This window comes from Caloramator sp. Dgby_cultured_2 (assembly GCF_028872215.1).
GTDB classification, from domain to species: Bacteria; Bacillota; Clostridia; order Clostridiales; family Caloramatoraceae; genus Caloramator; species Caloramator australicus.
The window spans coordinates 1980896-2001985 of sequence record NZ_CP118396.1 but is presented as its reverse complement, the minus strand read 5'-3'; the positions used below and the strand labels follow the sequence as shown (position 1 = coordinate 2001985).

General features: G+C 31.5%; 30 protein-coding genes and 5 pseudogenes. 29 read left to right on the top strand and 6 right to left on the bottom strand.

Annotation, left to right across the window (positions count from 1 at the left end; all coding sequences use genetic code 11):
• The first annotated feature begins 2 nt into the window (after nt 1-2).
• From PWK10_RS13905 to hepT, 16 genes and pseudogenes are all read left to right on the top strand, one after another.
• The gene (locus PWK10_RS13905) at nt 3-419 is read left to right on the top strand and encodes a glycosyltransferase family 2 protein (RefSeq protein WP_274766444.1); all 417 of its coding nucleotides are present in this window, start codon (nt 3-5) and stop codon (nt 417-419) included.
• Entirely contained in the window at nt 398-934 is a 537-nt protein-coding gene (locus PWK10_RS13900; RefSeq protein ID WP_274766443.1) for a glycosyltransferase family 2 protein, read from the top strand. The genes PWK10_RS13905 and PWK10_RS13900 overlap by 22 nt, the downstream gene beginning before the upstream one ends.
• Nucleotides 883-1404: a glycosyltransferase gene (locus tag PWK10_RS13895; protein ID WP_342455802.1), complete on the top strand. Its 522-nt coding sequence runs from the start codon at nt 883-885 to the stop codon at nt 1402-1404. Before PWK10_RS13900 ends, PWK10_RS13895 begins: the two co-directional genes overlap by 52 nt.
• Before the next feature lie 66 nt (nt 1405-1470).
• Nucleotides 1471-1920: a CAP domain-containing protein gene (locus PWK10_RS13890; RefSeq protein WP_274768289.1), complete on the top strand. Its 450-nt coding sequence runs from the start codon at nt 1471-1473 to the stop codon at nt 1918-1920.
• A gap of 774 nt (nt 1921-2694) precedes the next feature.
• Nucleotides 2695-2817 (top strand): hypothetical protein, encoded by a 123-nt coding sequence (locus PWK10_RS13885; RefSeq protein ID WP_274766442.1) that lies wholly within the window; start codon nt 2695-2697, stop codon nt 2815-2817.
• Nucleotides 2817-2954 carry a PAS domain-containing protein gene (locus PWK10_RS13880; RefSeq protein ID WP_274768288.1) on the top strand — a complete coding sequence of 46 codons (138 nt, stop codon included), beginning with the start codon at nt 2817-2819 and terminating at the stop codon, nt 2952-2954. The genes PWK10_RS13885 and PWK10_RS13880 overlap by 1 nt, the downstream gene beginning before the upstream one ends.
• A complete protein-coding gene (locus tag PWK10_RS13875) occupies nt 2927-3214 on the top strand; it encodes a PAS domain S-box protein (RefSeq protein ID WP_274766441.1) in 288 nt (95 codons plus the stop codon). Before PWK10_RS13880 ends, PWK10_RS13875 begins: the two co-directional genes overlap by 28 nt.
• 20 nt (nt 3215-3234) lie before the next feature.
• On the top strand, nt 3235-3957 hold the full coding sequence (locus PWK10_RS13870) for a sensor histidine kinase (protein ID WP_274766440.1): 723 nt from the start codon (nt 3235-3237) through the stop codon (nt 3955-3957).
• 52 nt (nt 3958-4009) lie between these two features.
• Nucleotides 4010-4633, top strand: a complete 624-nt coding sequence (locus PWK10_RS13865) for a mannose-1-phosphate guanylyltransferase (protein WP_274766439.1) — start codon at nt 4010-4012, stop codon at nt 4631-4633.
• Nucleotides 4634-4723: 90 nt separating this feature from the next.
• Nucleotides 4724-6135, top strand: a pseudogene (locus PWK10_RS13860) (AAA family ATPase).
• A gap of 38 nt (nt 6136-6173) precedes the next feature.
• Entirely contained in the window at nt 6174-6278 is a 105-nt protein-coding gene (locus tag PWK10_RS18925) for a hypothetical protein (protein WP_342455540.1), read from the top strand.
• Nucleotides 6279-6422: 144 nt separating this feature from the next.
• Nucleotides 6423-6959: a Uma2 family endonuclease gene (locus PWK10_RS13855; RefSeq protein ID WP_274766438.1), complete on the top strand. Its 537-nt coding sequence runs from the start codon at nt 6423-6425 to the stop codon at nt 6957-6959.
• Between the two features lie 17 nt (nt 6960-6976).
• Nucleotides 6977-7378 (top strand): hypothetical protein, encoded by a 402-nt coding sequence (locus PWK10_RS13850; protein WP_274766437.1) that lies wholly within the window; start codon nt 6977-6979, stop codon nt 7376-7378.
• Nucleotides 7379-7512: 134 nt separating this feature from the next.
• Nucleotides 7513-7713, top strand: a complete 201-nt coding sequence (locus PWK10_RS13845; RefSeq protein ID WP_274766436.1) for a hypothetical protein — start codon at nt 7513-7515, stop codon at nt 7711-7713.
• A 34-nt stretch (nt 7714-7747) separates the two neighbouring features.
• A complete protein-coding gene (gene mntA / locus PWK10_RS13840; RefSeq protein WP_274766435.1) occupies nt 7748-8197 on the top strand; it encodes a type VII toxin-antitoxin system MntA family adenylyltransferase antitoxin in 450 nt (149 codons plus the stop codon).
• Complete coding sequence (gene hepT, locus PWK10_RS13835; protein WP_274766434.1) at nt 8178-8612, top strand: type VII toxin-antitoxin system HepT family RNase toxin; 435 nt, start codon at nt 8178-8180, stop codon at nt 8610-8612. The genes mntA and hepT overlap by 20 nt, the downstream gene beginning before the upstream one ends.
• Nucleotides 8613-8618: 6 nt before the next feature.
• Here the strand turns inward: hepT and PWK10_RS13830 are convergent, their stop codons facing one another.
• Both PWK10_RS13830 and PWK10_RS18920 read right to left on the bottom strand, forming a co-directional pair.
• Nucleotides 8619-9698, bottom strand: coding sequence for a recombinase family protein (locus PWK10_RS13830; RefSeq protein ID WP_342455539.1), 1080 nt, complete (start codon nt 9696-9698; stop codon nt 8619-8621).
• On the bottom strand, nt 9617-10222 hold the full coding sequence (locus PWK10_RS18920) for a recombinase family protein (protein ID WP_342455538.1): 606 nt from the start codon (nt 10220-10222) through the stop codon (nt 9617-9619). Before PWK10_RS18920 ends, PWK10_RS13830 begins: the two co-directional genes overlap by 82 nt.
• A gap of 392 nt (nt 10223-10614) precedes the next feature.
• On the opposite strand from PWK10_RS18920, the pseudogene PWK10_RS13825 reads away from it, so the two are divergent.
• The 3 genes and pseudogenes from PWK10_RS13825 (at nt 10615) to PWK10_RS13810 (ending at nt 12750) form a co-directional block, all read left to right on the top strand.
• Nucleotides 10615-11048 (top strand): annotated as a pseudogene (locus PWK10_RS13825) (Uma2 family endonuclease).
• A 100-nt stretch (nt 11049-11148) separates the two neighbouring features.
• Nucleotides 11149-12215 (top strand): annotated as a pseudogene (gene tnpB / locus PWK10_RS13815) (IS200/IS605 family element RNA-guided endonuclease TnpB).
• Nucleotides 12216-12471: 256 nt separating this feature from the next.
• A complete protein-coding gene (locus PWK10_RS13810) occupies nt 12472-12750 on the top strand; it encodes a hypothetical protein (protein ID WP_274766432.1) in 279 nt (92 codons plus the stop codon).
• A 466-nt stretch (nt 12751-13216) separates the two neighbouring features.
• Here PWK10_RS13810 and PWK10_RS13805 read toward each other — a convergent pair whose 3' ends face one another.
• Complete coding sequence (locus tag PWK10_RS13805; RefSeq protein WP_274766431.1) at nt 13217-13387, bottom strand: hypothetical protein; 171 nt, start codon at nt 13385-13387, stop codon at nt 13217-13219.
• 196 nt (nt 13388-13583) lie between these two features.
• Between PWK10_RS13805 and PWK10_RS13800 the strand changes: the two genes are divergently transcribed.
• The 7 genes from PWK10_RS13800 to PWK10_RS13775 all read left to right on the top strand — a co-directional run bounded on the left by PWK10_RS13800 (nt 13584) and on the right by PWK10_RS13775 (nt 18273).
• Nucleotides 13584-13997, top strand: a complete 414-nt coding sequence (locus PWK10_RS13800) for a mannose-6-phosphate isomerase (RefSeq protein ID WP_274766430.1) — start codon at nt 13584-13586, stop codon at nt 13995-13997.
• Nucleotides 13998-14318: 321 nt separating this feature from the next.
• Entirely contained in the window at nt 14319-14771 is a 453-nt protein-coding gene (locus PWK10_RS20050; protein ID WP_446715382.1) for an FMN-binding protein, read from the top strand.
• An 81-nt stretch (nt 14772-14852) separates the two neighbouring features.
• Entirely contained in the window at nt 14853-16292 is a 1440-nt protein-coding gene (locus PWK10_RS13795; RefSeq protein ID WP_274766429.1) for a hypothetical protein, read from the top strand.
• A 102-nt stretch (nt 16293-16394) separates the two neighbouring features.
• The gene (locus PWK10_RS13790; RefSeq protein WP_274766428.1) at nt 16395-16670 is read left to right on the top strand and encodes a hypothetical protein; all 276 of its coding nucleotides are present in this window, start codon (nt 16395-16397) and stop codon (nt 16668-16670) included.
• A gap of 26 nt (nt 16671-16696) precedes the next feature.
• Nucleotides 16697-17512: a methyl-accepting chemotaxis protein gene (locus tag PWK10_RS13785; RefSeq protein ID WP_274766427.1), complete on the top strand. Its 816-nt coding sequence runs from the start codon at nt 16697-16699 to the stop codon at nt 17510-17512.
• A 170-nt stretch (nt 17513-17682) separates the two neighbouring features.
• Nucleotides 17683-17817 carry a hypothetical protein gene (locus PWK10_RS13780; protein ID WP_274766426.1) on the top strand — a complete coding sequence of 45 codons (135 nt, stop codon included), beginning with the start codon at nt 17683-17685 and terminating at the stop codon, nt 17815-17817.
• Nucleotides 17818-17946: 129 nt separating this feature from the next.
• A complete protein-coding gene (locus PWK10_RS13775) occupies nt 17947-18273 on the top strand; it encodes a hypothetical protein (protein ID WP_008908424.1) in 327 nt (108 codons plus the stop codon).
• A 100-nt stretch (nt 18274-18373) separates the two neighbouring features.
• On the opposite strand, the pseudogene PWK10_RS13770 reads toward PWK10_RS13775, so the two are convergent.
• From PWK10_RS13770 to PWK10_RS18915, 3 genes and pseudogenes are all read right to left on the bottom strand, one after another.
• Nucleotides 18374-18972: pseudogene (locus PWK10_RS13770) on the bottom strand (glycosyltransferase family 4 protein).
• A gap of 51 nt (nt 18973-19023) precedes the next feature.
• Nucleotides 19024-19122 (bottom strand): annotated as a pseudogene (locus PWK10_RS20045) (hypothetical protein); the annotation flags it as partial.
• 131 nt (nt 19123-19253) lie between these two features.
• Complete coding sequence (locus PWK10_RS18915; protein ID WP_342455537.1) at nt 19254-19457, bottom strand: hypothetical protein; 204 nt, start codon at nt 19455-19457, stop codon at nt 19254-19256.
• A 126-nt stretch (nt 19458-19583) separates the two neighbouring features.
• On the opposite strand from PWK10_RS18915, the gene PWK10_RS13765 reads away from it, so the two are divergent.
• From PWK10_RS13765 to PWK10_RS13755, 3 genes are read left to right on the top strand one after another with little or no spacing between them, the layout of a single operon-like run.
• Nucleotides 19584-20216 carry a hypothetical protein gene (locus PWK10_RS13765; protein WP_274766425.1) on the top strand — a complete coding sequence of 211 codons (633 nt, stop codon included), beginning with the start codon at nt 19584-19586 and terminating at the stop codon, nt 20214-20216.
• Nucleotides 20197-20577, top strand: coding sequence for a hypothetical protein (locus tag PWK10_RS13760; RefSeq protein WP_274766424.1), 381 nt, complete (start codon nt 20197-20199; stop codon nt 20575-20577). The genes PWK10_RS13765 and PWK10_RS13760 overlap by 20 nt, the downstream gene beginning before the upstream one ends.
• 9 nt (nt 20578-20586) lie before the next feature.
• The gene (locus tag PWK10_RS13755) at nt 20587-21054 is read left to right on the top strand and encodes a hypothetical protein (RefSeq protein WP_274766423.1); all 468 of its coding nucleotides are present in this window, start codon (nt 20587-20589) and stop codon (nt 21052-21054) included.
• Nucleotides 21055-21090: the final 36 nt, after the last annotated feature.

Here is a 21090-nt window from a genome sequence, read left to right as displayed (position 1 = left end):
TAATGATTCGAGAGATTATTTTAAAATTTAATATTTTTATCATATATTATGTTATATCTATTAACTTTATATATTTTCTTCAACTTATTCTCTCAGCCTTTAGTTTATATAGGTATATAAGAAAAATTCGCTATTCTGATTATCAAAATTATACGACATCCACTAATATGATTCCTATTTCTATACTAGTTCCTGCATATAACGAAGAGGAAACCATAGTAGATAATGTTAAAAGCCTTTTGTATCTTAACTATCCGGAGTTTGAAGTGGTTGTGATAAATGATGGTTCTAAGGATAATACTTTAGAGAAACTAATAGAATCCTTTGAACTTAAATTAATCGATCAGCCAGTAAGAACCCTTTTAAAAACACAAAAATCAAGGGAGTATATAGAAATTTGGATATTCCTAATCTTGTAGTAGTAGATAAGGAAAATGGTGGAAAGGCAGATGCTCTAAATGCAGGGATAAACGTTTCAAGATATCCTATTTTTGCCTCGATAGATGCGGATTCTATATTAGAAACCGACTCATTAGTCAGGGTTATAATGCCTTTTATAGAGGATAAGGAAACTGTTGCAGTTGGTGGAATAGTTAGAATTGCTAATGGTTCAAAAATTAGAAGGGGGCTTATACAAAAAGTCGATCTTCCAAAGAGCAGAATTGCCCTGTTTCAAATCATTGAATATTTAAGGGCCTTTTTAACAGGCAGGATGGGATGGGATGCACTAAATTCCCTCCTTATAGTTTCCGGTGCCTTTGGTGCCTTTAGAAAGGATGTGGCGATTGAAGTTGGGGGATATACAACAGGAACTATTGGAGAGGATATGGAGATTATCGTAAGGCTCCATAAGTTCATGAGAAAACAAAAAGAAAGTATAAGATTAAATTTATTCCGGATCCGGTTTGCTGGACTCAGGCTCCGGAGAATTTAAAGGACCTTAAAAGCCAAAGGAGAAGATGGCAGATAGGTCTTATGGATTCCCTTTTTAGACACAAGGAAATGTTCTTTAATCCAAAATATGGTGTGATAGGCCTTTATGCATATCCTTACTTTTACTTCTTTGAAATGTTAGGCCCTATAATTGAAGTTGTTGGATATATTTTAGTTCCTCTTTCATATATTTTTGGTATTTTAAATGTAAGATATTTTATTTTATTCTTTGCAGCAGCTGTTCTTTATGGAATACTTTTATCTGTTGGTGCTATATTGCTTGAGGAATATACCTTTAATAGATATCCTTATCTTAGCCAGGTTTTAAAGCTTACTTTATATGCAATTTTAGAAAACTTCGGCTATAGGCAGCTGACAAGCCTTTATAGATTTGAAGGAATATTTAAGTTTAGAAGATTAAAGCATAATTGGGGTAAAATAAAAAGAACTAGCTTTACAAAATCCGCATAAAAAGAAAACCTCTACGCAAAATAAGCGTGGAGGTGATTTTTGAAAAGGCTATTTAAGATCCTAAGTATATTGTTGATTTTTCTTTCTTTAAATCCAGCGGTTTTTGCACAGGAAAAAGCTCATCAGGATACAAGGGCCTTTGAAAGGGAAGTTATAAGGCTTGTTAATGTTGAAAGGGCCAAAGTAGGTTTAAAGCCCTTAAGTGAAAATGTTAAGCTTAGTAAAGTTGCAAGGATAAAGTCGCAGGATATGATAAATAAAAAATATTTTTCCCACTATTCCCCAACCTACGGCTCACCCTTTGATATGATGAAGAAGTTTGGAATAAGATTTAGAGCTGCAGGTGAGAATATAGCGATGGGACAGAAGACTCCAAAGGAGGTTATGAATGCCTGGATGAATTCGGCTGGACATAGAAGAAATATATTAAATCCTAATTTTACTCAAATTGGTGTTGGAGTTGCAAAAGACTCTAAAGGAAGGCTATACTGGACACAGATGTTTATAAGACCATAAGTCGCTATCGATGGATAGCGACCTTTTGTATAAATTTGACACAATTTGTTTACATTTTTTAGAAGGAAAATGAAGATTTTAGTAGAATTATAGATATTGACACATTAAATAGGGGTGGGGGATATGTTTAACATATATCTTGAAGAACTTTTGGAGGCAATGCAAAATGTTTTTTCTTCATAGATAATTTTTGGAATATTATTTACGTTTCTCGTAATATAAAAAAATATTAGGATATACTCCATCAGATGTAGTAGGGAATAATATAGTTGACTATATTTATAAAGATGACTTGAAAAAACTTTTTCTGAAATAATGTATGCTATTCAAACCCGTGAGAGCAAAAGGGTAGAGTGCAGGGTGAGGATAAAAACAGGGAATTTTGTGTGGATGGAGGCAATCTTTAGTCCTTTTTTGATCAAGAGGGAAACTTAAGCGGATTATATGGTGTTCTAAGGGATATAGAGGATAGAAAGAGAATAATAAAGGAAAAGGACAAAAACATAGAAAAATTTAAAGCCATCATAGAATCCACAAAGGGTGGAATTTGTGTCCATGATGATAAAAATATTTTAGAAATGAATAGCTTATTCAAAAAATGTTTAGAATTGAAGATGAACAATGTGCTGCAGAAAAAATATTAGATTTTACAAGGAATAATTTAAAGGATCCGGATGCTTTTTTAATAGATTAGAAGGTATATTTAAAAGTAAAGGGATAAGAAATGGAAGGCTTGAAACCAAGGATGGCAAAGTTTATGAATATTACACAAAGATGATTTATAAAGATAAACATGTTTACGGTAGAATATGGCATATATTTGATGTAACTGCTCAAGTAAAATACGAAGAAAAATTAAAGAAAAAGGAGGAGCAGTATAGAAAGTTTTTGAATTGATGCCGGACCCTATAATCGTCCATAAAAATGGACTTATATTATATGCTAACAGGGCAGCAATGGAAATAGTAAAGGTTGAAAATCTTGTAGGCCGCTCTATGTTTGACTTTTGCATGATGATTTTAAGAAAATTGTAACAGAAAGGGTTAAGGAGACCTATGAAAAGGGAGTAACCTTACCTTGGCTTGAGGAAAAGATAATAGATATCGATGGTAATATCATTGACGTTGAAGTTGCAGCAACGCCTGTTGATTTGGATGGGGAGATTGTATCCTTAGTTGTAATTAGGGATTTAAGACAAAAGAAGGAGCTTGAAAGGAACAGAATGATGCTCAATGAGGCTATGGAGTTTGAAAGGGTAAGAAGTGAATTTTTGCAAATATATCCCATGAGCTAAGAACGCCCCTTAATGTAATATTGGGTGCTGTTCAGCTTATGCAAATCTATATAAATAATGAAGATATTAAAACCCAGGAGAAATTATCAAAGTATGTTAAGATGATGAGGCAAAACTGCTATAGACTTTTACGTCTTGTAAATAATCTTATCGATATAACCAAAATTGATTCAGGCTATTTTGAAATTCATCCACAAAATGTGGATATAATAAAGCTTGCTGAAAACATTGTGTTATCAGTTGCGGATTATGTTGAAAGGTTCGGGCTAAAAATATTTTTTAAAACGGATCGAAAAGAAAGAGTAATAGCTGTGGATCCGGATAAAATAGAAAGGATACTTCTAAATCTTATATCAAATGCCATTAAGTTCACGGATGCAGGAGGCAGCATATTTGTAAATATAAGCAACGATGAGAAGTATGTTAAAATATCAGTTAAGGATACTGGAATTGGTATTCCAAAGGAGAAGTTAGGATTAATATTTGACAGGTTTAGACAGGTAGATAAATCCTTAAGCAGAAATCATGAGGGAAGCGGAATAGGTCTTTCCCTTGTTAAAGCTTTAGTTGAAATGCATGATGGAGAAATTGCTGTAACAAGCGAGGAAGGAGAGGGAAGCGAATTTACTGTAATTCTTCCTGCAAAGACTATAGAAACAAAAGATATAAGTTTAGTTGATAAAAGCATAACCAATGGTTATGTTGAAAGAATCAATATCGAGTTTTCAGATATTTATTCATAATCTGTAACCAAAATTCCCCGATGCATATTATAAAAATATGCGGGGGATTTTTATGATATATGCAGTTATATTATCCGGTGGTTTAGGACTTAGGTTTTGGCCAAAATCAAGAAAAAATTTACCCAAACAGTTCCTCAAGGTCCTTGGCGAAAAGACGATGATAGAAAATACCGTTGAAAGAATCTCTAACATAATCCCGAATGATAGAATATGTATCGTTACAAATAATATTTATGTTGAAAAGATAAATGAAATTTTAAAAATTAAAAGCTCCAATATATTTAAAGAGCCCTTAAACAAAGAAACGGCATCATGCATAGGCCTTGCTGCAATAAAACTTTTAAAGAGGGACTTTGAAGCGACAATGGTTGTTCTGCCTTCCGACCACGTTATAGAAGGGCAGGAGGAGTTTGAAAGGGCAATCGTAAAGGCGATAGATGTTGCACAGGATGGGGATTATCTTGTAACCTTTGGAATAAACCCCACAAGGCCTGAATCAGGCTACGGATATATAGAAGTTGGTGATACCATAGAGGAAGAAGTTTACAAGGTTAAACGCTTTATAGAAAAGCCAAACGTAGACGTTGCCGCTTCCTTAATTGAAAAGGGAAATTTTCTGTGGAACAGCGGTATGTTCGTATGGCGTGCAGACCCACGACTTACCAAAGTGCGATAAACTGGCTGTCATATTATGGATTAATATGCTTGTTTATTTGTATTTATATTATGGTAAAATTATATAAAAGGCACTTTTTGGAGGGATATTATGAAAAGAAGAATCCCCTTGGGAATTAGCGATTTTAAAAGCCTAATAATAGATGAATATTATTTTGTAGATAAAAGCCTTTTTGTAAAGGAAATACTTGAAGATGGAGCTCAGGTTCTATTGTTTGCACGACCAAGGCGCTTTGGAAAAACTTTGAACATGAGTATGTTAAAATATTTTTTGATATAAATGGCGACAATAAAAGTTTATTTGAAGGCTTAAAGATATATGAGCATAAGGATATCATGGAAAGGCAGGGGAAATACCCTGTAATATATTTAACCTTTAAGGATGAAAAGTATTCAAGGTGGGAGAGCACACTAAAGGGGCTCGAGATACTTGTAAGTAAACTTTATGAAGGCTTTAGCTATCTGCTTGATAGCAGCGAATTGTCGGAACATAACAAGGAGGAGATAAGAAAAATAATAAAAAGAGAAGTAGACGATGTGGAGCTTTCAAAGAGTCTTTTGAGTTTGAGTGAATTTTTATATAGGCACCATAAATCAAAGGTAGTAATTTTAATTGATGAATATGATGTTCCGATTCAAAATGGATATCTAAATGGATTTTATGATGAAATCATTGAATTTATGAGAAATTTTTTAAGTGGAGGGCTTAAGGACAATCCATACCTTGAAAAGGCGGTTATAACAGGGATATTGAGAATATCAAAGGAGAGCATTTTTTCAGGTCTTAACAATTTAAAGGTCAATACGATGCTAAATGACCAGTATAGCGAATACTTTGGATTTACTGAAAAGGAAGTAGAAAAAATTTTAGATTACTACAGCTTAGAATCAAAGATGGATGATATTAGAGGATGGTATAACGGGTATCTTTTTGGAAAGGATGTAATTTATAATCCTTGGTCTGTTTTATACTATACCTCTAATCACAATGAAGGCTTAAGACCCTATTGGATTAATACAAGCACAAACGACATTGTTAAAATGCTTCTAACAAAAGGTGGACAGGAGGTTAAAAAGGACCTTGAGGATTTGATAAAAGGTGAAAAAATATATAAAAGGATTGACGAGAATATCATTCTCCCTGATGTTGATAAAAGTTCTGAGAGCGTATGGAGCTTTCTTCTCTACAGCGGCTATCTGAAGATTTGCCAAAAATACCTTAAGGATGGGAAAATTTATTGCTACTTAGAGATTCCAAATTTAGAGGTTAAGTATCTTTATAAGGAAGTCATCTTATCTTGGATAACGGATAATATAAGCATAAATAAGTTTGAATTGATGCTAAATAGCCTTATTAATAAAGACATAGAAACATTTGAAGATATTTTAGGAGAATATGTTCTAAAGAGCGCGAGTTATTTTGATATAGAAGGCGAAAGCGAAAGGTTTTTCCATGCATTGGTCTTAGGAATGTTAATTTCAATGGAGGAGATTATCATATAAAATCTAACAGGGAAAGCGGATTAGGAAGATATGATATAATGATGATTCCAAAGGATAAATCAAAACCAGGGATTGTAATTGAATTTAAGAAGGTAAACACAAGAAAAAAGGAAACCCTTGAAATGGCAGCAAAAATGCACTAGAGCAGATAAAAAACAAAAACTATAGCAGTGAATTAATAGAATTAGGGATTAGTGATATTTTAGAACTGGCAATTGTGTTTGAGGACAAAAAGGTTATGGTGGCTGTAGAATAATAAAAAATGTAAAGGGTGATGAATGTGAAAAATGTTACGATATAAGGATTACCTGCAATGGGATGAAAAGCATAGATATGAATTAATAGAAGGAGTGCCTTATCTTTTAGCATCGCCATCCGTTCTTCATCAAAGAGTTGTTGGGAATATATACTTTTCCCTTAAAAATTCAATAAAGGAATGTAGCGTTTTTATTTCGCCATTAGATGTATTACTTGTAGAAAACAACGAGTCGGCAATGGACTCTAAAAACGTAGTTCAACCAGATGTCTTTGTTGTTTGTGATGAAAGTAAGATAAAAGAAAAATACTGCATCGGGGCTCCTGATATTATCGTTGAGGTTGTTTCACCTTCAACTGCAAGTAAAGATGCCATAGAAAAATTTAATCTCTATGAAAAGTTTAAGGTTAAGGAATACTGGATGGTAAGGCCAGAAGAAAAGACAGTAACGGTCTTTAGATTAGAAAACGATAGATATGGAAGACCAGACGTATATGATGAAAATGGAGAAATAATTTTATCAACTGGAAATACAAAAATTGAGGTTAAAAAATATTTGAGTGATTGATACTGTGGGGTGATGGGATGGGTAGGAAAATGCCGCCGATTATAAAGTTTTTTATTCTTTTACTTGTATTAAATATTTTAATTCTTGGTTTTAAGCTAACTTTGAAAAACACAACTCCAGAAAAGTGTATTAATAATGTAATCAAGGATGCTTTAGCAGGCAATATCTCACATTATCAAAACAAAGAAAAGCTTGTGAAGATAAAGGAAGCTTTTGATGAACATAAAAAACAAGGGCTTTTATATGCATTTCATAATGTATCTTATGATAAAGATAAAAAAATATATGATGTTTTGATTGCCTTCAGGAATAATACTGGCGATATTGCTTTCGAAAAACGCATAGAAATTGCAATAAAATTAAAAGAAAGGATTTTGACTTACGAATTTGATGATGCTACTATAATCTATTCAAAATAAATTTATGGGTGAGGTTAAAATGGGAGAAAATAAGTTTATTATATGCAACCATTGTAAAAGATTTATTAATGATAAAAATGATTTAGTAGTAGCTTATGATTTCCTTGTTATGAATGCATACCACTCTGAATGTTTTGCTAGGAGAGCCAAAGAGAATTTCTTTTAAGCAAAAACCAGTTAATGGTTTAGTATCAAATATAGTTACGGTTTTATTTGGTATAGCAGGTTTGTCGGGATTATTTACGGATTTTTATGTTTTTACTGTCATGGCTATTCTACAATTGAGCATCAGGCTATATTCATGGTTAAAGTATGAAAGTATTCTTGAAGATTAGACAAATTTATGAAAATATTTTTGGAGTGAAGTTTATGATTCAAAGTAATTTACAAGAGGTAGAAAATATTCTCAAGGAGAATATCGATAAATTACTTTCCCAGTTTGACATAAAACTTATATATATTTTTGGCTCCTATGCAAAGGGAAACAATAAAAAGGATAGCGACCTTGATATTGCAGTTTTAATGGGTGCATATTCATCCTTCGATAAATTAAACTTGATAGGAGAGTTTATGGATATTTTTAAAAGGGACGATATCGACCTTGTTATATTAAACGATGCAAATGAGGTCTTAAAGTTTCAGGTAATAAAATACGGTAAAAATGTCTATAAAGTAAGCGAAGATGAAAGAGTATTATTTGAAGCAAGGGCTATGGACGAATATATGGATATGGAGTTTTTCAGAAGAAGGCAAAAGGAAATAATGGACATGGTTTTTAAGGAAAAATGGGGTGATTTAAGTGACAAGAAATATAGTTGATTTGATAAATTTTAAAATTAGAGAGCTTCAGAAAAATTTATTGCATTTAAAGCAAGCATCCTTTGAGGTTAATAAAGAAAATCTTAAGGAAGATATTATAAGATATTGGGGAATTGAGAGGGGAATACACATATGTGTAGAATGCGTTCTTGACATTGCAAACATTATAATATCCTCTTTAGGCTTAGAAAGGCCTGATAGTTACAGGGAAACTATATTAACTTTATACAAACAAGGCGTTATCTCAGAGCAGTTTGCAAAACAAATTGTAGGAATGGCATCCTTTAGAAATATACTTGTTCACGACTATACAAGGGTTGATGAGGATATTATTCTTGATGTATTAAAAAATAGACTAGACGATTTTGCAGTGTTTGCACAATATATTACAAAATGGCTTGAAGAAAATCACTAAGGCAGGTTAATCACCTGCCTCTTTGTATCTTATATCTATGCTTTTGCTATCCCCATCCCAATATATCGTTTCTATTATATCCCTAAGGAGCATTTTCTTTTCTTCAAAGGATGAATTTTCAAAGAGGGTTTCAAACCTTTCCATAGACTTTACAAACTCATCGATTTTTCTTTTTCTTGTAACTTCAAGTTGATGTGAATCTTTAAGTTCTTGAAGTTTTTTCTTTAAGTTTAAGTTTTTCTTTGAAAGGGAGTCTATCTTTTGAAGAAGAACCTTAGACAAATTTGAATCCTCAGTCAGTGAAAGGGTATTTGTAAGGTTATCGATGGCCTTTTCATTCTGCTTTATTTTGCTGTTTATACTTTCAATTTCTTCATTTAAAGATTTGGATGAAAGATTTTCCTTATACTTTAAAAGCTCTTCTAAAAGTTTTTTCTTATCAAGGCAAAGCCCCTTTAAAGTTTCAATTACAGCTTCTTCAATTTCCTCTCCCTTTGCATTTTTATTATCACATCTTGTTTTGCCTGAATTGAGCTTTAAAGTGCAGGTATAATAGTAGGGCCTTTCATTAGTCTTTTTATTTAACACTCCGTAGGTAACCTTCATGACGCTGCTGCATTTTGCACATCTTAAAAGGCCAGATAAAAGCCCTGATTTTGATTTGCCAAGCCTTGGGGCCCTTTCTTTGTTTTTTTCAAGGGTGCGCTGAACTTCAAGCCAATCTTTAGCTTCAATAATTCCTTCATGTTTTGCAACGGCACACACCCAAAGATTCATATCCTTAAACTCTCCTTTGCCTTTTCTTTTGTTGTAGAGTAGAAGACCTTGTTTCCCATTAGGCTCCCCTATAACTGTAATCCCTTTTTCCTCAAGGTAGTCAAAAACTTCTTTAGTCGCTTTAACATAAGCTGGATTGTTAAGTATCGTCTTAATCTTCATCTTAACAAAATCTTTTCCCCTTTTGGTTTTGATGTTGTTTTGAAGAAGATACTTTTCAACCTGACTTAATGACTTATACTTAAGATACTTTTCAAATATAAGTTTAACAAGCTCAAGTTCCTCTTTAATAGGTTCAAGTTTAAACATCTTCCTCTGTTTGCCGTCTTTATCGGTATATATAATAGGGACGCTTTTAAATCCTGTAGGGGTTTCCCTCCAAGCCACCTTCCGCTCTTTGCAAGCTCAAGCATATTATCCTTTATTCTTTCGGCTATAGTTTCCCTTTCAAGCTGAGCAAATACGCTGGCTATATACATCATTGCCCTGCCCATTGGAGTTGAGGTATCAAACTGCTCTGAAACCGAGATAAATTCAATTCCAAGCTTTGATAAAAGCTCTATAAGGTGGGCAAAATCTGCGATGTTTCTGCTGACCCTATCTAGCCTGTAGCATATAAGGACATCGAATTTTTTAGCCTTTGCATCCTTTAGCATCCTTTGAAATTCAGGCCTTTTTATGTTTTTACCCGAAAAGCCTTCATCTTCATATATTAAGTATTCCGTTATTCCCATTCTTTCAAGGTATTCTTTACAAATAGAGATTTGATTATCGATAGATTCGCCCTTTCCAGTAAACTTTGACTTTCTTGAATATATTGCTGCAACCTTCATCTATATTTCCTCCTAATCCTTTGCATCATTTAAAAGTTTAATAATATAATCCACTTCATCTGCATTTGGGGAAAGCTTTAATTTGATAAGATTGAGAACTGCTTGAGTATATAATTTCTTTATTAAAATCGCATCGTTTTTGATTTAACAACAATTTTTGATGCATAATCAAATCACCAAAAGACATGCTTATTTATTTATATGCAATAAGTGCTAGCCCTTTGACTTGACATTTTATATATAAAAATACTTGTTTGCTTGTTGGGATGTTGTGGTAAAATTATATAAAGAACATTTTAGGGGTGGTTATATGGCAATTCCTGAAAGAAATGATATACATACCTATAGAGATTATTTGAGTTTTGATAAAGATACAAGGGTAGAGCTTATAGATGGACAATTTTTGCGATGGCACTAGAACTTTCAAGGGCACATCAAAAATAGTTACCGAAGGGGCAAGGATTATAGGAAATTTTTTAGCTGAAAAGGGTCTTAATTGTGAAGTATATGTTGCACCGTTTGATGTAAGATTGATTGAAGAAGGTGAAAATGAATATTCCTGTAAAAATGTTGTTCAACCAGATATTTCAGTGGTGTGTGATAAAAACAAATTAGATGATAGGGGTTGCAAAGGAGCACCAGATTTTATAATAGAGGTTGTTTCACCATCAAATGCTTCAATTGACTATGTAAAAAGCTTTATTTATATGAAAGGTTTAAGGTTAAAGAGTATTGGATAGTTAATCCCGAATCTAAAAACGTATTTGTATATACATTAAATGAAGAAGGGCAATATGGTGAACCTCAGAAATATACATTTAACTAAAGAGTAACAGAAGTCGCCCACTTCTATAAGTGGGTGATGAATGTTGATTGATAAATTCTTTTTTATGATATAATCAGTATTAAAGGAAGGAGGTGTAATTTTGCTAAAGGCTTATAAATACAGGATATATCCAACAAAAGAACAAGAAGAATATTTTGCTAAAGTATTTGGTTGTGTAAGATTTATATACAACAAAATGCTACATGACAAAATAGAATACTATAAAAAACAGGAGAAATGCTAAACAATACACCTGCACAATATAAAAAGAATATTCTTTTCTAAAAGAAGTAGATAGTCTTGCACTTTCCAACGCACAACTTAATTTAGAAAAAGCATATAAAAATTTCTTTAGAGATAAAAAATAGGATTTCCAAAGTTCAAGAAAAAGAAAGGTTACCAGTCTTATACTACAAATAATCAAAATGGAACAGTAACACTTGAAGGTAGTTATCTAAAAGTTCCAAAGTTAAAGACAAAAATAAAAATAAAACAACACAAACAATTTGAAGGAAGAATTAAATCCGTAACTATATCAAAAACGCCAACAGGCAAATATTATGCTTCTATACTTGTAGAAGAAGAAATTAAAGAATTACCTAAAATAGATAAAAAGTAGGTATAGATTTAGGAATTAAAGAATTTGCTATTTTATCTGATGGAACAAAGGTAGAAAATCCAAAATGGTTAAGAAAAACAGAAAAAAGAATTAAAATTATACAAAAATCATTATCAAGAAAGCAAAAGCAAAGTAAAAACTATGAAAGGACAAGACAAAAACTTGCAAAATTATACGAAAAAATATCAAATCAAAGAAAAGATTTTCTTCACAAATTATCTTCTAAAATTATACACGAAAACCAAGTGATAGTTTTAGAAGATTTACAGGTAAAAAATATGCAACAAAATCATAAATTAGCTAAAGCAATAACAGAAGTATCATGGGCAGAATTTAGAAGGATGTTAGAATACAAAGCAAGATGGTATGGCAGAGAAATAATAATAGCACCACAAAATTATGCATCAAGTCAAATATGCAGTGAATGTGGATATAAAAATCCTGATGTAAAGAATTTAGCATTGAGAGAATGGAAATGTCCAAAGTGTGGTGCAGTTCATGATAGAGATATAAATGCAAGCAAGAATTTGCTAAAATTAGCCATGTGATTGGTATATATGGGGAAGGAACAGCCCTTTGAGCGTGGGTAATCTGGTAACAGAAGTTACCTTGACCACGAAGCCACCACTTCTATAAGTGGGGGTAGTTCACTGAGCGTATATGCTGTAATGTATTTAAAGGTCTAGAGTTTAAATTGGATGATATTTTGAGCTGACTTGAGTTTGTATGAGTATATTGTATAGGGAGATTATTATGTGGTTTATAATTTTGACCCTGATAGTTTGGGGATTATATGTATTTTGTATGAAAAGACAATATAAGGATGAGTTTAGATTTTTCGAAACGCTAATCCCTTTAATTTTATTTAGCATTATTACAGCAATATGCCTTGGTGTAAATTTTGTAGCTTCTGCTATTCCTAGCCTTAATGATGGAATAGCTATTCATAATTTTTTAGCAAGGCTGATAATTGGCGATGATAATTGGAGCGTTGAGCTTTTTAAAGCATATTTTGATTGGTCGGTTTATGTTAGCATATTTTTGATTTTAATATATTCATTGATGAGGATAAATAAAAAATAGCGATTATAAAAGGGAACTATGATTAAAGTTCCCTTTTATATGTTCTAAATAGAAAGTATTAATAATAAGAAATTCTTTGATGATGGGGTTGTTGATTGATTAATTAAATTAATAGCCTGGCCTAATTCAGAATTTAGGTCAGGCTTTATAAATAATTATAATCCAATGTTGTTAATAAAATAAATGTCTAGTTTGGAGATATAAATAAAATGGATAGAAGTTATTTTCATCTAGATGTTGTTTTGCTCTAGAAAACCCTTTTAAATCTGGCCAAAACTTATTTAATTCCTCTAAATCTAATGGATAAAAAACGACCAATGATTCAGGAATAAATCTAATTTCTCCACTATATTTACCATCTTTTTCTCTTTATATTTAATTACATCTTCTATTACTCCCATACCAATAATATAGGCTTTACATTGAAAAAGGACTAAAGAACGAATTTTAGCATTAATTCCCTGATTTAGGTATAAGAAGGCACCATTTTTTGATTTTTTAACTCTCCTAAAATATACTTTTGTTGAATTTCAAATATATCCATATCAGGCAGTGCATCTTCAACTTTGTTGCTTAGAGGAAGAAGCCTAATTTCTGTTGGTTTAAAATTATCATAATAATTTGAGTTGAATTTCACTATTAATACCTCCATAAAATTATTCACTATAAATATATACGACAAAAATTAAATTATTACCGCATATATTATTAATTTAAAAAATTGTGTTATAATAACAATAGAAACATAAGAAAGTTTGACCAACTTTGGTAAAAAGTGGTGATAGGCTGCTTAGGGAAATAAAAAATATCTTCCTGATCTTTATAAGAATCTTATGAGGATTTATGAATATATTGGGACACCTGATGAAGAGAGGGTAATTAGGGAGGAGTATGAAAAGATTGACGGAATTTCAATAGATTTTGGCGTTATGCAAAGAACCCATAGGGCAGTTGTAATTCCAACTAATTTTGTTTGGGACGACATAGGAAGCTTTACCTCCCTTGAAAGATTCTTAAATAGGGATGAACACGGCAATGTAATATCCAACTGCGAGGCTGCAGTATTGGATGTAAGGAATACAACGATTATAGGAGAAAAGAGGCTTATTGCAGCTATAGGCGTTAAGGATATGCTTATCGTTGATACTGATGATGTTGTTTTAATTTGTCCAAAGGATAGAAGCCAGAGCATAAAGGACCTTGTAAAGAAGATTTCAAATATGGAAGAGCTAGAAAGGTTCATATAACGGTTGCACACGCAGCCGTTATATAATTCACTAATAATGATAATAATAATCATTTACAATGAATTTATTTTTGTTTATAATTTAAGTAAATATACAATAAAGGAGGATGATTAAGGTTGAGGTTTAAAAAATTAGGAATCATTATGGTTTTAATCTTAAGCCTTATAACCAATTTAGCCTGCTCAAAAAGGAATCATATAAAAATGAAACATTAAAGGAGGAAGTTATAAGTGTTGAAAATTCAAAAAAGACAGAAGTGATGGAAGAAAAAATAATAGGGAAAAAGTAAATGAACCTGTTTCCAACAATAATCCTAAGGAGATAAACAATACAAGTAAAATCGATAATAAAAAAGTTAATAATTCTAATAATATAAACAACACAAAAGAAAAGGCAGGCACAAAAACAAAAAATGGTAAGGAAAATAATATTCAAAAGAATGTTGTAAAGGAAGACGATAAGAAAGAAACGAAACAAATAGAAACTCAACAGAAAATTACCTATAAAGATGGAATTTACATTGGAAGTTCTGAAGGGAAAAACGGTGAAATTAAAGTTAAGGTTACAGTAAAGGATGGAAGAATTCATAATATTGAAATATTATCTCATAGTGATACAGAAAATCTATTTGAAATTGTTTATAAAAAAATAATCAGTGCAGTATATGAAAAGCAATCAGCGGAGGTTGAAATAGTTTCCGGTGCAACTTTAACTAGCAATGGGCTCATTAGGGCAATTAGTAATGCTTTGGAAGGGGCAAATAATTCAAAATAATAATCATTATCATATTGACATAATAAAATTAAAATGATAATATATGAATATGAAAATCATTATCACAAATGGAGGGATAATATGAGAAAAATTGTTTTATCAACGCTTTTAATATTTACTTTAGTATTTAATGTTGTATTTGCTGCACCACCAGCACACTTTAAAGGTAAGGATGTAAAATATATTTTTCCCCATGCAGTAACAAAGGATGGACTATTGCCTATAGAAGGTAAAATTACAGCTACGGATTATGCATCAATTTTAAAATCTATAAATAATGTTCAAGATAATAACTTAGCGTTAAGAAGCAAAGTAGCTTCCTATTATGTTGAACTTGCTAAAACTACACAAAACTTATTTTTCAATGAAGATGGATCAATAGTTTCTTCTTATGATTATACTGATAATGAATATCACAATCAAAATAAGGCAGATATTGCTTCAATCGCTCAAATGAGCATTGCCTTTTATGATGCCTATGTAAATAATGTAAAATTTAATTATGGTTTATCATATAAATCTACGCTTAATAATTTAGAAAGATACATAAAAACAGCTAAAAAGGCAGAAAGAAGAACAGCAAAGTATAAAAAAGCTGTAGCTGATCTTGCAAGATACAAGAAAATAGTTCAGAATGCAGCAACTTTCCAAAAGAATGTTAAGGATTTGAGCTACAAAAATGCCCTTTCAACTTCAAGCTATGTTTTAAACAACCTTTATAAAGAAGGAAAATTTTATAATGATCCGTCCCTACAAAGTATAAATTATGGAACTATGGGAAATGGTCTTTTAGCTTTAAATGTTCAATGGAATCTATCAGGAACTAGTGATAAGCAAAGATTAACACAAATAGCAAAGGAAGTTTATGATTATATAAATGCCTCCTATGATGAAGAATATGATGTTTTTGTATTTTCGGGAGATAGACAAAATGTTAAATTTGATTTAAAGGATTTTGGAATGTTCCTTTGGGGAGCTAAGGAACTTTCAACAATATTGATTCAAAATGGATATGGAATTGAAGCAGCAAACTTAATGTTAAAGACTACAAAGATGGTTAATAAGGTGATTGTAAAGGATGTAACATATAAAAATGAGGGAATAGCAAGGGAAATAGCTGTGGTAAACGGTGTAGTTAGTGCTTCAAGGGATGAGATAAACACCGGAAGATTACATCAATTCTTATATGGATTTATGAAATGGAATGAAAGCCAATTTACAAGTTTTATAGGTGTGCATTCAAAGAACGTTATGTTGGCAAAGAACATGCTAATCAATTCAATTAAAAATCATATTGATGCATTTGCAATAATTCATGATACGAAGTTTACAGATGTTACAATTAAAAATGATGCCAAAGAAATCCCTTATATAGCTTGGTTTATGGTAACAGCAGACTATTTTGCAGAAAATCACAAGCACCATCTTTCAAAGGAAGAAAATGATTTGATACAAAGGGCAATACAAAAGAACTATGATTTTCTTATGAATAAAGTGTTAACCTTAGGGAAAAACATGTAAACTTAAACTTAGGTGCCTGGCACCTAAGTTTAAGTTTTTTGAGAAGGATTTTTACTTTTTGTAGAATAATTATATTACATTAAAAAGAAAAGGGTGGGATGGATGGAGCTTGTAAAACTAGTTGGAATAATTGTTTTAACAAGTATCTTTGCTAAAATGATGTTATTCTTTACTGAACCTTTCCCTGCCATTGTATTTGCCTGTGTCTTTGCTACTATGCTAACTTTTTCATTAATGAGAAGGGAAAAGATTATTGAGAAGACGGTTATTTCTGATGCCAAGTTGGATTTAAAGGAAACATCAAAAACCTTGCTGAAGCAAGTAAGAACTTATATATTTCAACCAACGAAATTAATAATTCATCAAATGAAACAGTAAATTTTTCAAAGGAGATAGTAAAACTTGTGGAAGAAGATGACAAAAGTATAAATCTTATTGATGATGAGTCAAGAAATATCATAAATAATATAGATATAATTGAAGGGATTTCAAATGAAACTAAGGAACTTTCAAATAAAAATATGAGGGTTATCGAAGAAAGCAGTAGAACTATTAAGGACATAATCAAGAATTTCAATGATATCGTGGGAATATATAAAGAATATTTAAGCATTACAGATGAACTTACAAAAACATCGGAGAGCATTTTTGAAATTTCAAAAAGCATAGATGATATTGCAAATCAAACAAATCTTTTATCATTGAACGCAAGTATCGAAGCTGCAAGAGCAGGAGAATATGGTAGAGGTTTTTTAGTTGTTGCCAATGAGGTTAGAAAACTATCGGATCAAGTAAAAAGCTTTAATATGAATATAAAAAGTTTAACTAATGATATTAAAGAATCTATAGAAAAAATGCAGAAGATAAGCTATAGCAGCAATGAGAAAATGAAAAATATGAATGAAGTTATCATAAAGGTTGATGATGCTCTTAATGATATATTTGATGCATCAAACAACCTTGATGTTAAGGTTGATGAAATAAAAGAGGGTTCAAAGGGTGTAAGGAATTCGGTAGAAATTACAAAGGAAAGGATAAATGTATTAAAAACCTCCCATGATAAAACTTTGGAGTATATAAAATTAACTGCTAAAATGCTCCAAAAACAAAGGGAGATGGTTGAGAATTTAAATAAGGTAATGACTGATATATCAAATCTTAGCAACAATTTTTTAGAAGATTCAATAGACGAAGACAAACAAAAAAGTTACAGGAGATAGCAATAAAGATTAAGGAGTATAAAGGTTCTAAGGATGCCGATTCACTCAAGAAACTGTGCAGGGAACTTGGGATAAACGATGTTTATTTTGCTAATGAAAAGGGGATATTTGAATACGGGACTACAAAAGATGCAATTGGTCTTAATATCTTTGAGATAGATAAAAGATATATGGACTTTGTAAGATCCAATAAGGGCTATGAAATATATCCCTTAACAAGAAGACTAGATACAGGCGAACTTTATAAATTTATAGCCATAAAAGGGAGGATGAAAAGGGAGTTATCTCAGCAGGAATATCAATAGATAATATATTGAAGTTATAAATTTAGGATCAAATTAATTGGAAAAATATGAAAATGTCCAAATGTCAAAAAGTCAAGTGGCAGGCACTCCTTGAATAAAATATAGTATAGCAAAATTGTGGTGTAAATTATGGGGGAAGATTTAGAAAAGGCAGGGTTTATTTTAAAATATGAAAATACGAAAAATCTTTTGGAATGTGAGTTGACTCCCTTAACGGATGTTCTTTTAAAATTGTCATATATATGTGTAAACTTTGCCAATACGGCAAGTATAATAAAGAATATAACTATAAATGAAACTCATGAAGTTAAAGAATTTTTAGATATAGTTTTTGATATGAGAAAGGTTGCAGATAAGCTTGAGGATATTATAGAATGTCGTTCGGAAATTATATTTAGGCTTATTAAGGCCGGGGTTTTTGATGTTAAAAATGTGTTAGATGAAGAAAAGAAATGATAAAAGCACCAATTGCTTAATGTAGTAATTGGTGCTTTTTATTGGAAAATAATAGAAATGTCCAAATGTCAAAAAGTCAAGTGACAGGCACCATATATATTTAAGGTTTCTTTAACGGTTTTTCCCATGTGAAAAGCTTACTTCTGTCATATCCTTTATTTGCAATATCCTCTCGAAGTTTATCATTGGAAAGGAGTTCTTCTATAGCTTTCTGAAGGGCGTATATATCTTTAGGATCAATTAAAAGGGCTCCATCGCCTACGATTTCTGGGATGGATGTTACATTAGATGTTATTACAGGAGTTTTACAGGACATTGCCTCAAGGGGTGGAAGGCCAAATCCTTCGTAAAGGGAAGGGTATAAAAAATAGTTGAGGCGTTATAAAAATAGGGAAGGTCCTCGTAGGGGACATATCCTGTAAATACAACTCTATCAATTAAATTAAGATCAAAACACATTTTCTCGAGCTCATCCTTTTCATCCTTTGCCTGTCCTAATATTACAAGCCTTATGTCCTTGCTTAAATTTTTCAAAAGATTTGAATAGGCTAAAATTATGGATTTTACGTTTTTTCTTTTGCTAAATCCACCAAGGTAAAGAAGAAAATCAAAGTTTATGTTGTATTTTGATTTAAGATAGTTTCTGCAAAGCTCCTTATCAAGGGGCTTAAAATATTTTTCTGCTGCAAGGTAGGTCACTTTAACCTTTGATTCGTCGACGTTAAAAAATCTTATGATATCTTTTTTGGAGTAATTGGATACGGTTATTATAAGATCGGATTTTTGGATGATTTTGGGCATCTCCGTTAGGAACTTTTTAAGATAACCCTTTCCTACAGCCTCAGGCATTATATAAGGAATGAGATCATGGATGGTGGTTATTATTTTTGTTTTTTTCTTCGGGAAATCCTATTCCATTTTGGGGAAGATGATACACGTCAATTTTGTTTTTTACTAAGTTTTGGGGGATAAAGTGTTCCTCAAAAAACGGTGCCCCTTCTTGAGGTTATGCATGCCCTTATATTTTCCTTAACAACCTTATCATAGTTTCCGCCATGCCAATAGAGAAGATACTCATTTTCATGGTCCAAAATCGATATATACTTAATTATATTTTGAATATATGTTCCAATGCCGGTTCCAGCATACCAATTATATCCCCTTGCATCTATTGCAATCCTCATTTAATCACTCCTATTATGCTTATATTTTATTTATATTACAATAAGGTTAATTTTGTGCATGGATTTAATCACACAAGTTAAATATTTACATATTATAAAATAGAATTGCTTTTGAGAGTGAGCTTTATGGAAGAATTAATTAGGCTAATAGAAAATAAATATAGTATTAAAGTTTCAAATATAGAAAAATACAAAAATGTTTATAAAATAACCTCAGGCGAGAGGGAGTATTGCTTAAAGGTCTCAAAGTATGACAAGGAACAATTTGAGTTTATTATCGCCTGTATTATGCACCTTATAAGCAATGGGTTTAAAAAAGTTCTTCCAATAATAAAAACAAAGGATGGTGATGACTATATTGAACTAAATGAAGGCTTTGCATTTTTAACGGATTGGGCTAACTCAAGGCATATTGATTTTAAAAATTTAGTGGAACTTAAAAGGGCTGTTGAAACATTAGGGGAGCTGCATATAAAATCAAGAAATTTTCAATATAAAAAGGTTAAGGGAAGAAACCTTTATGGTAGATGGATTGAAAAGTTTGAAAAAAGGCTAAATCAGCTATTACTTTTTAAATCCATAATAGTTTCAAAGGTTGAAAGGACCCAGTTTGATGACATTTATCTTAAACATATCGATGTCCATTACAAACAAGCCCTTGATGCTATAAAAAATCTCAAAGAATCAAAGTATTTTGAGATAATGGAGAGCCATAAGGCTTTAAAGGAATTTTGCCATCATGACAGGTGCAAATCATAATTTTTTAATAGATAATTTTTTAAATATATATATTATCGACTTTGACTACTGCATAATGGATTCCCATCTCCATGACCTTGCAAGCATCATAATAAGAAGTTTAAGATACGGCAATTGGAGTATGGAAACATTAGAATATATAATTTCGATTTATTCAAATTTTACCCCCATAAATAAGGATGAACTTTATTTAATATATTGCTTTATGGAATTTCCTCAGGATTTTTGGCAGGTAGGGCTTCAATATTATGTTGAAAAGCAGCCCTGGAATGAGGAGTTTTTCTTAAAAAAACTTTTAAAGGTTACCGATGACCATAAGGAAAGATTTAGATTTTTAAATAATTTTAAATCAATATTTTAAGGTGATGGTATGAGTGAGGAAATGGAAAAAAGGATAAAGGATATTAAGGAAGACATTAAAAAACTAAAGGAACTTAAAAAGCTTGAGAAAAAGTATGAAAAATTAAAAAGAGAAAAGGAAGAGATAGAAAGGGAAATTCAAAGGATGATGGAAAGACAAAATAAAGAAAAGAAAAAAGGCATTAGGGGTGGGATGATGTTAAGGGAAGTTGATTGCAAAGAGTGGCAGATTGTTTTTGTAAGGACTTTGCAGGAATACTTGTATAAAAAGGGTTTCAAAAATTTAATTGAAATTCGATATAACAAGGAAGGAAAACTATATACCATAAAGAATAAAAAGCTATATATCGATACGGAAAAGGTTGAAGGAAGACCCTTTGAGATAGATGGGGAGAAAAATATTAAGGAATTTTGTAAAGTCCTTTCTGAATTCCATGGAGCTTCGGAGGGCTTTGTTCCACCCCAGGGGTTAAGATAAATGTAAGGTGGGGAAAATTAACAGAGCGATATAAAA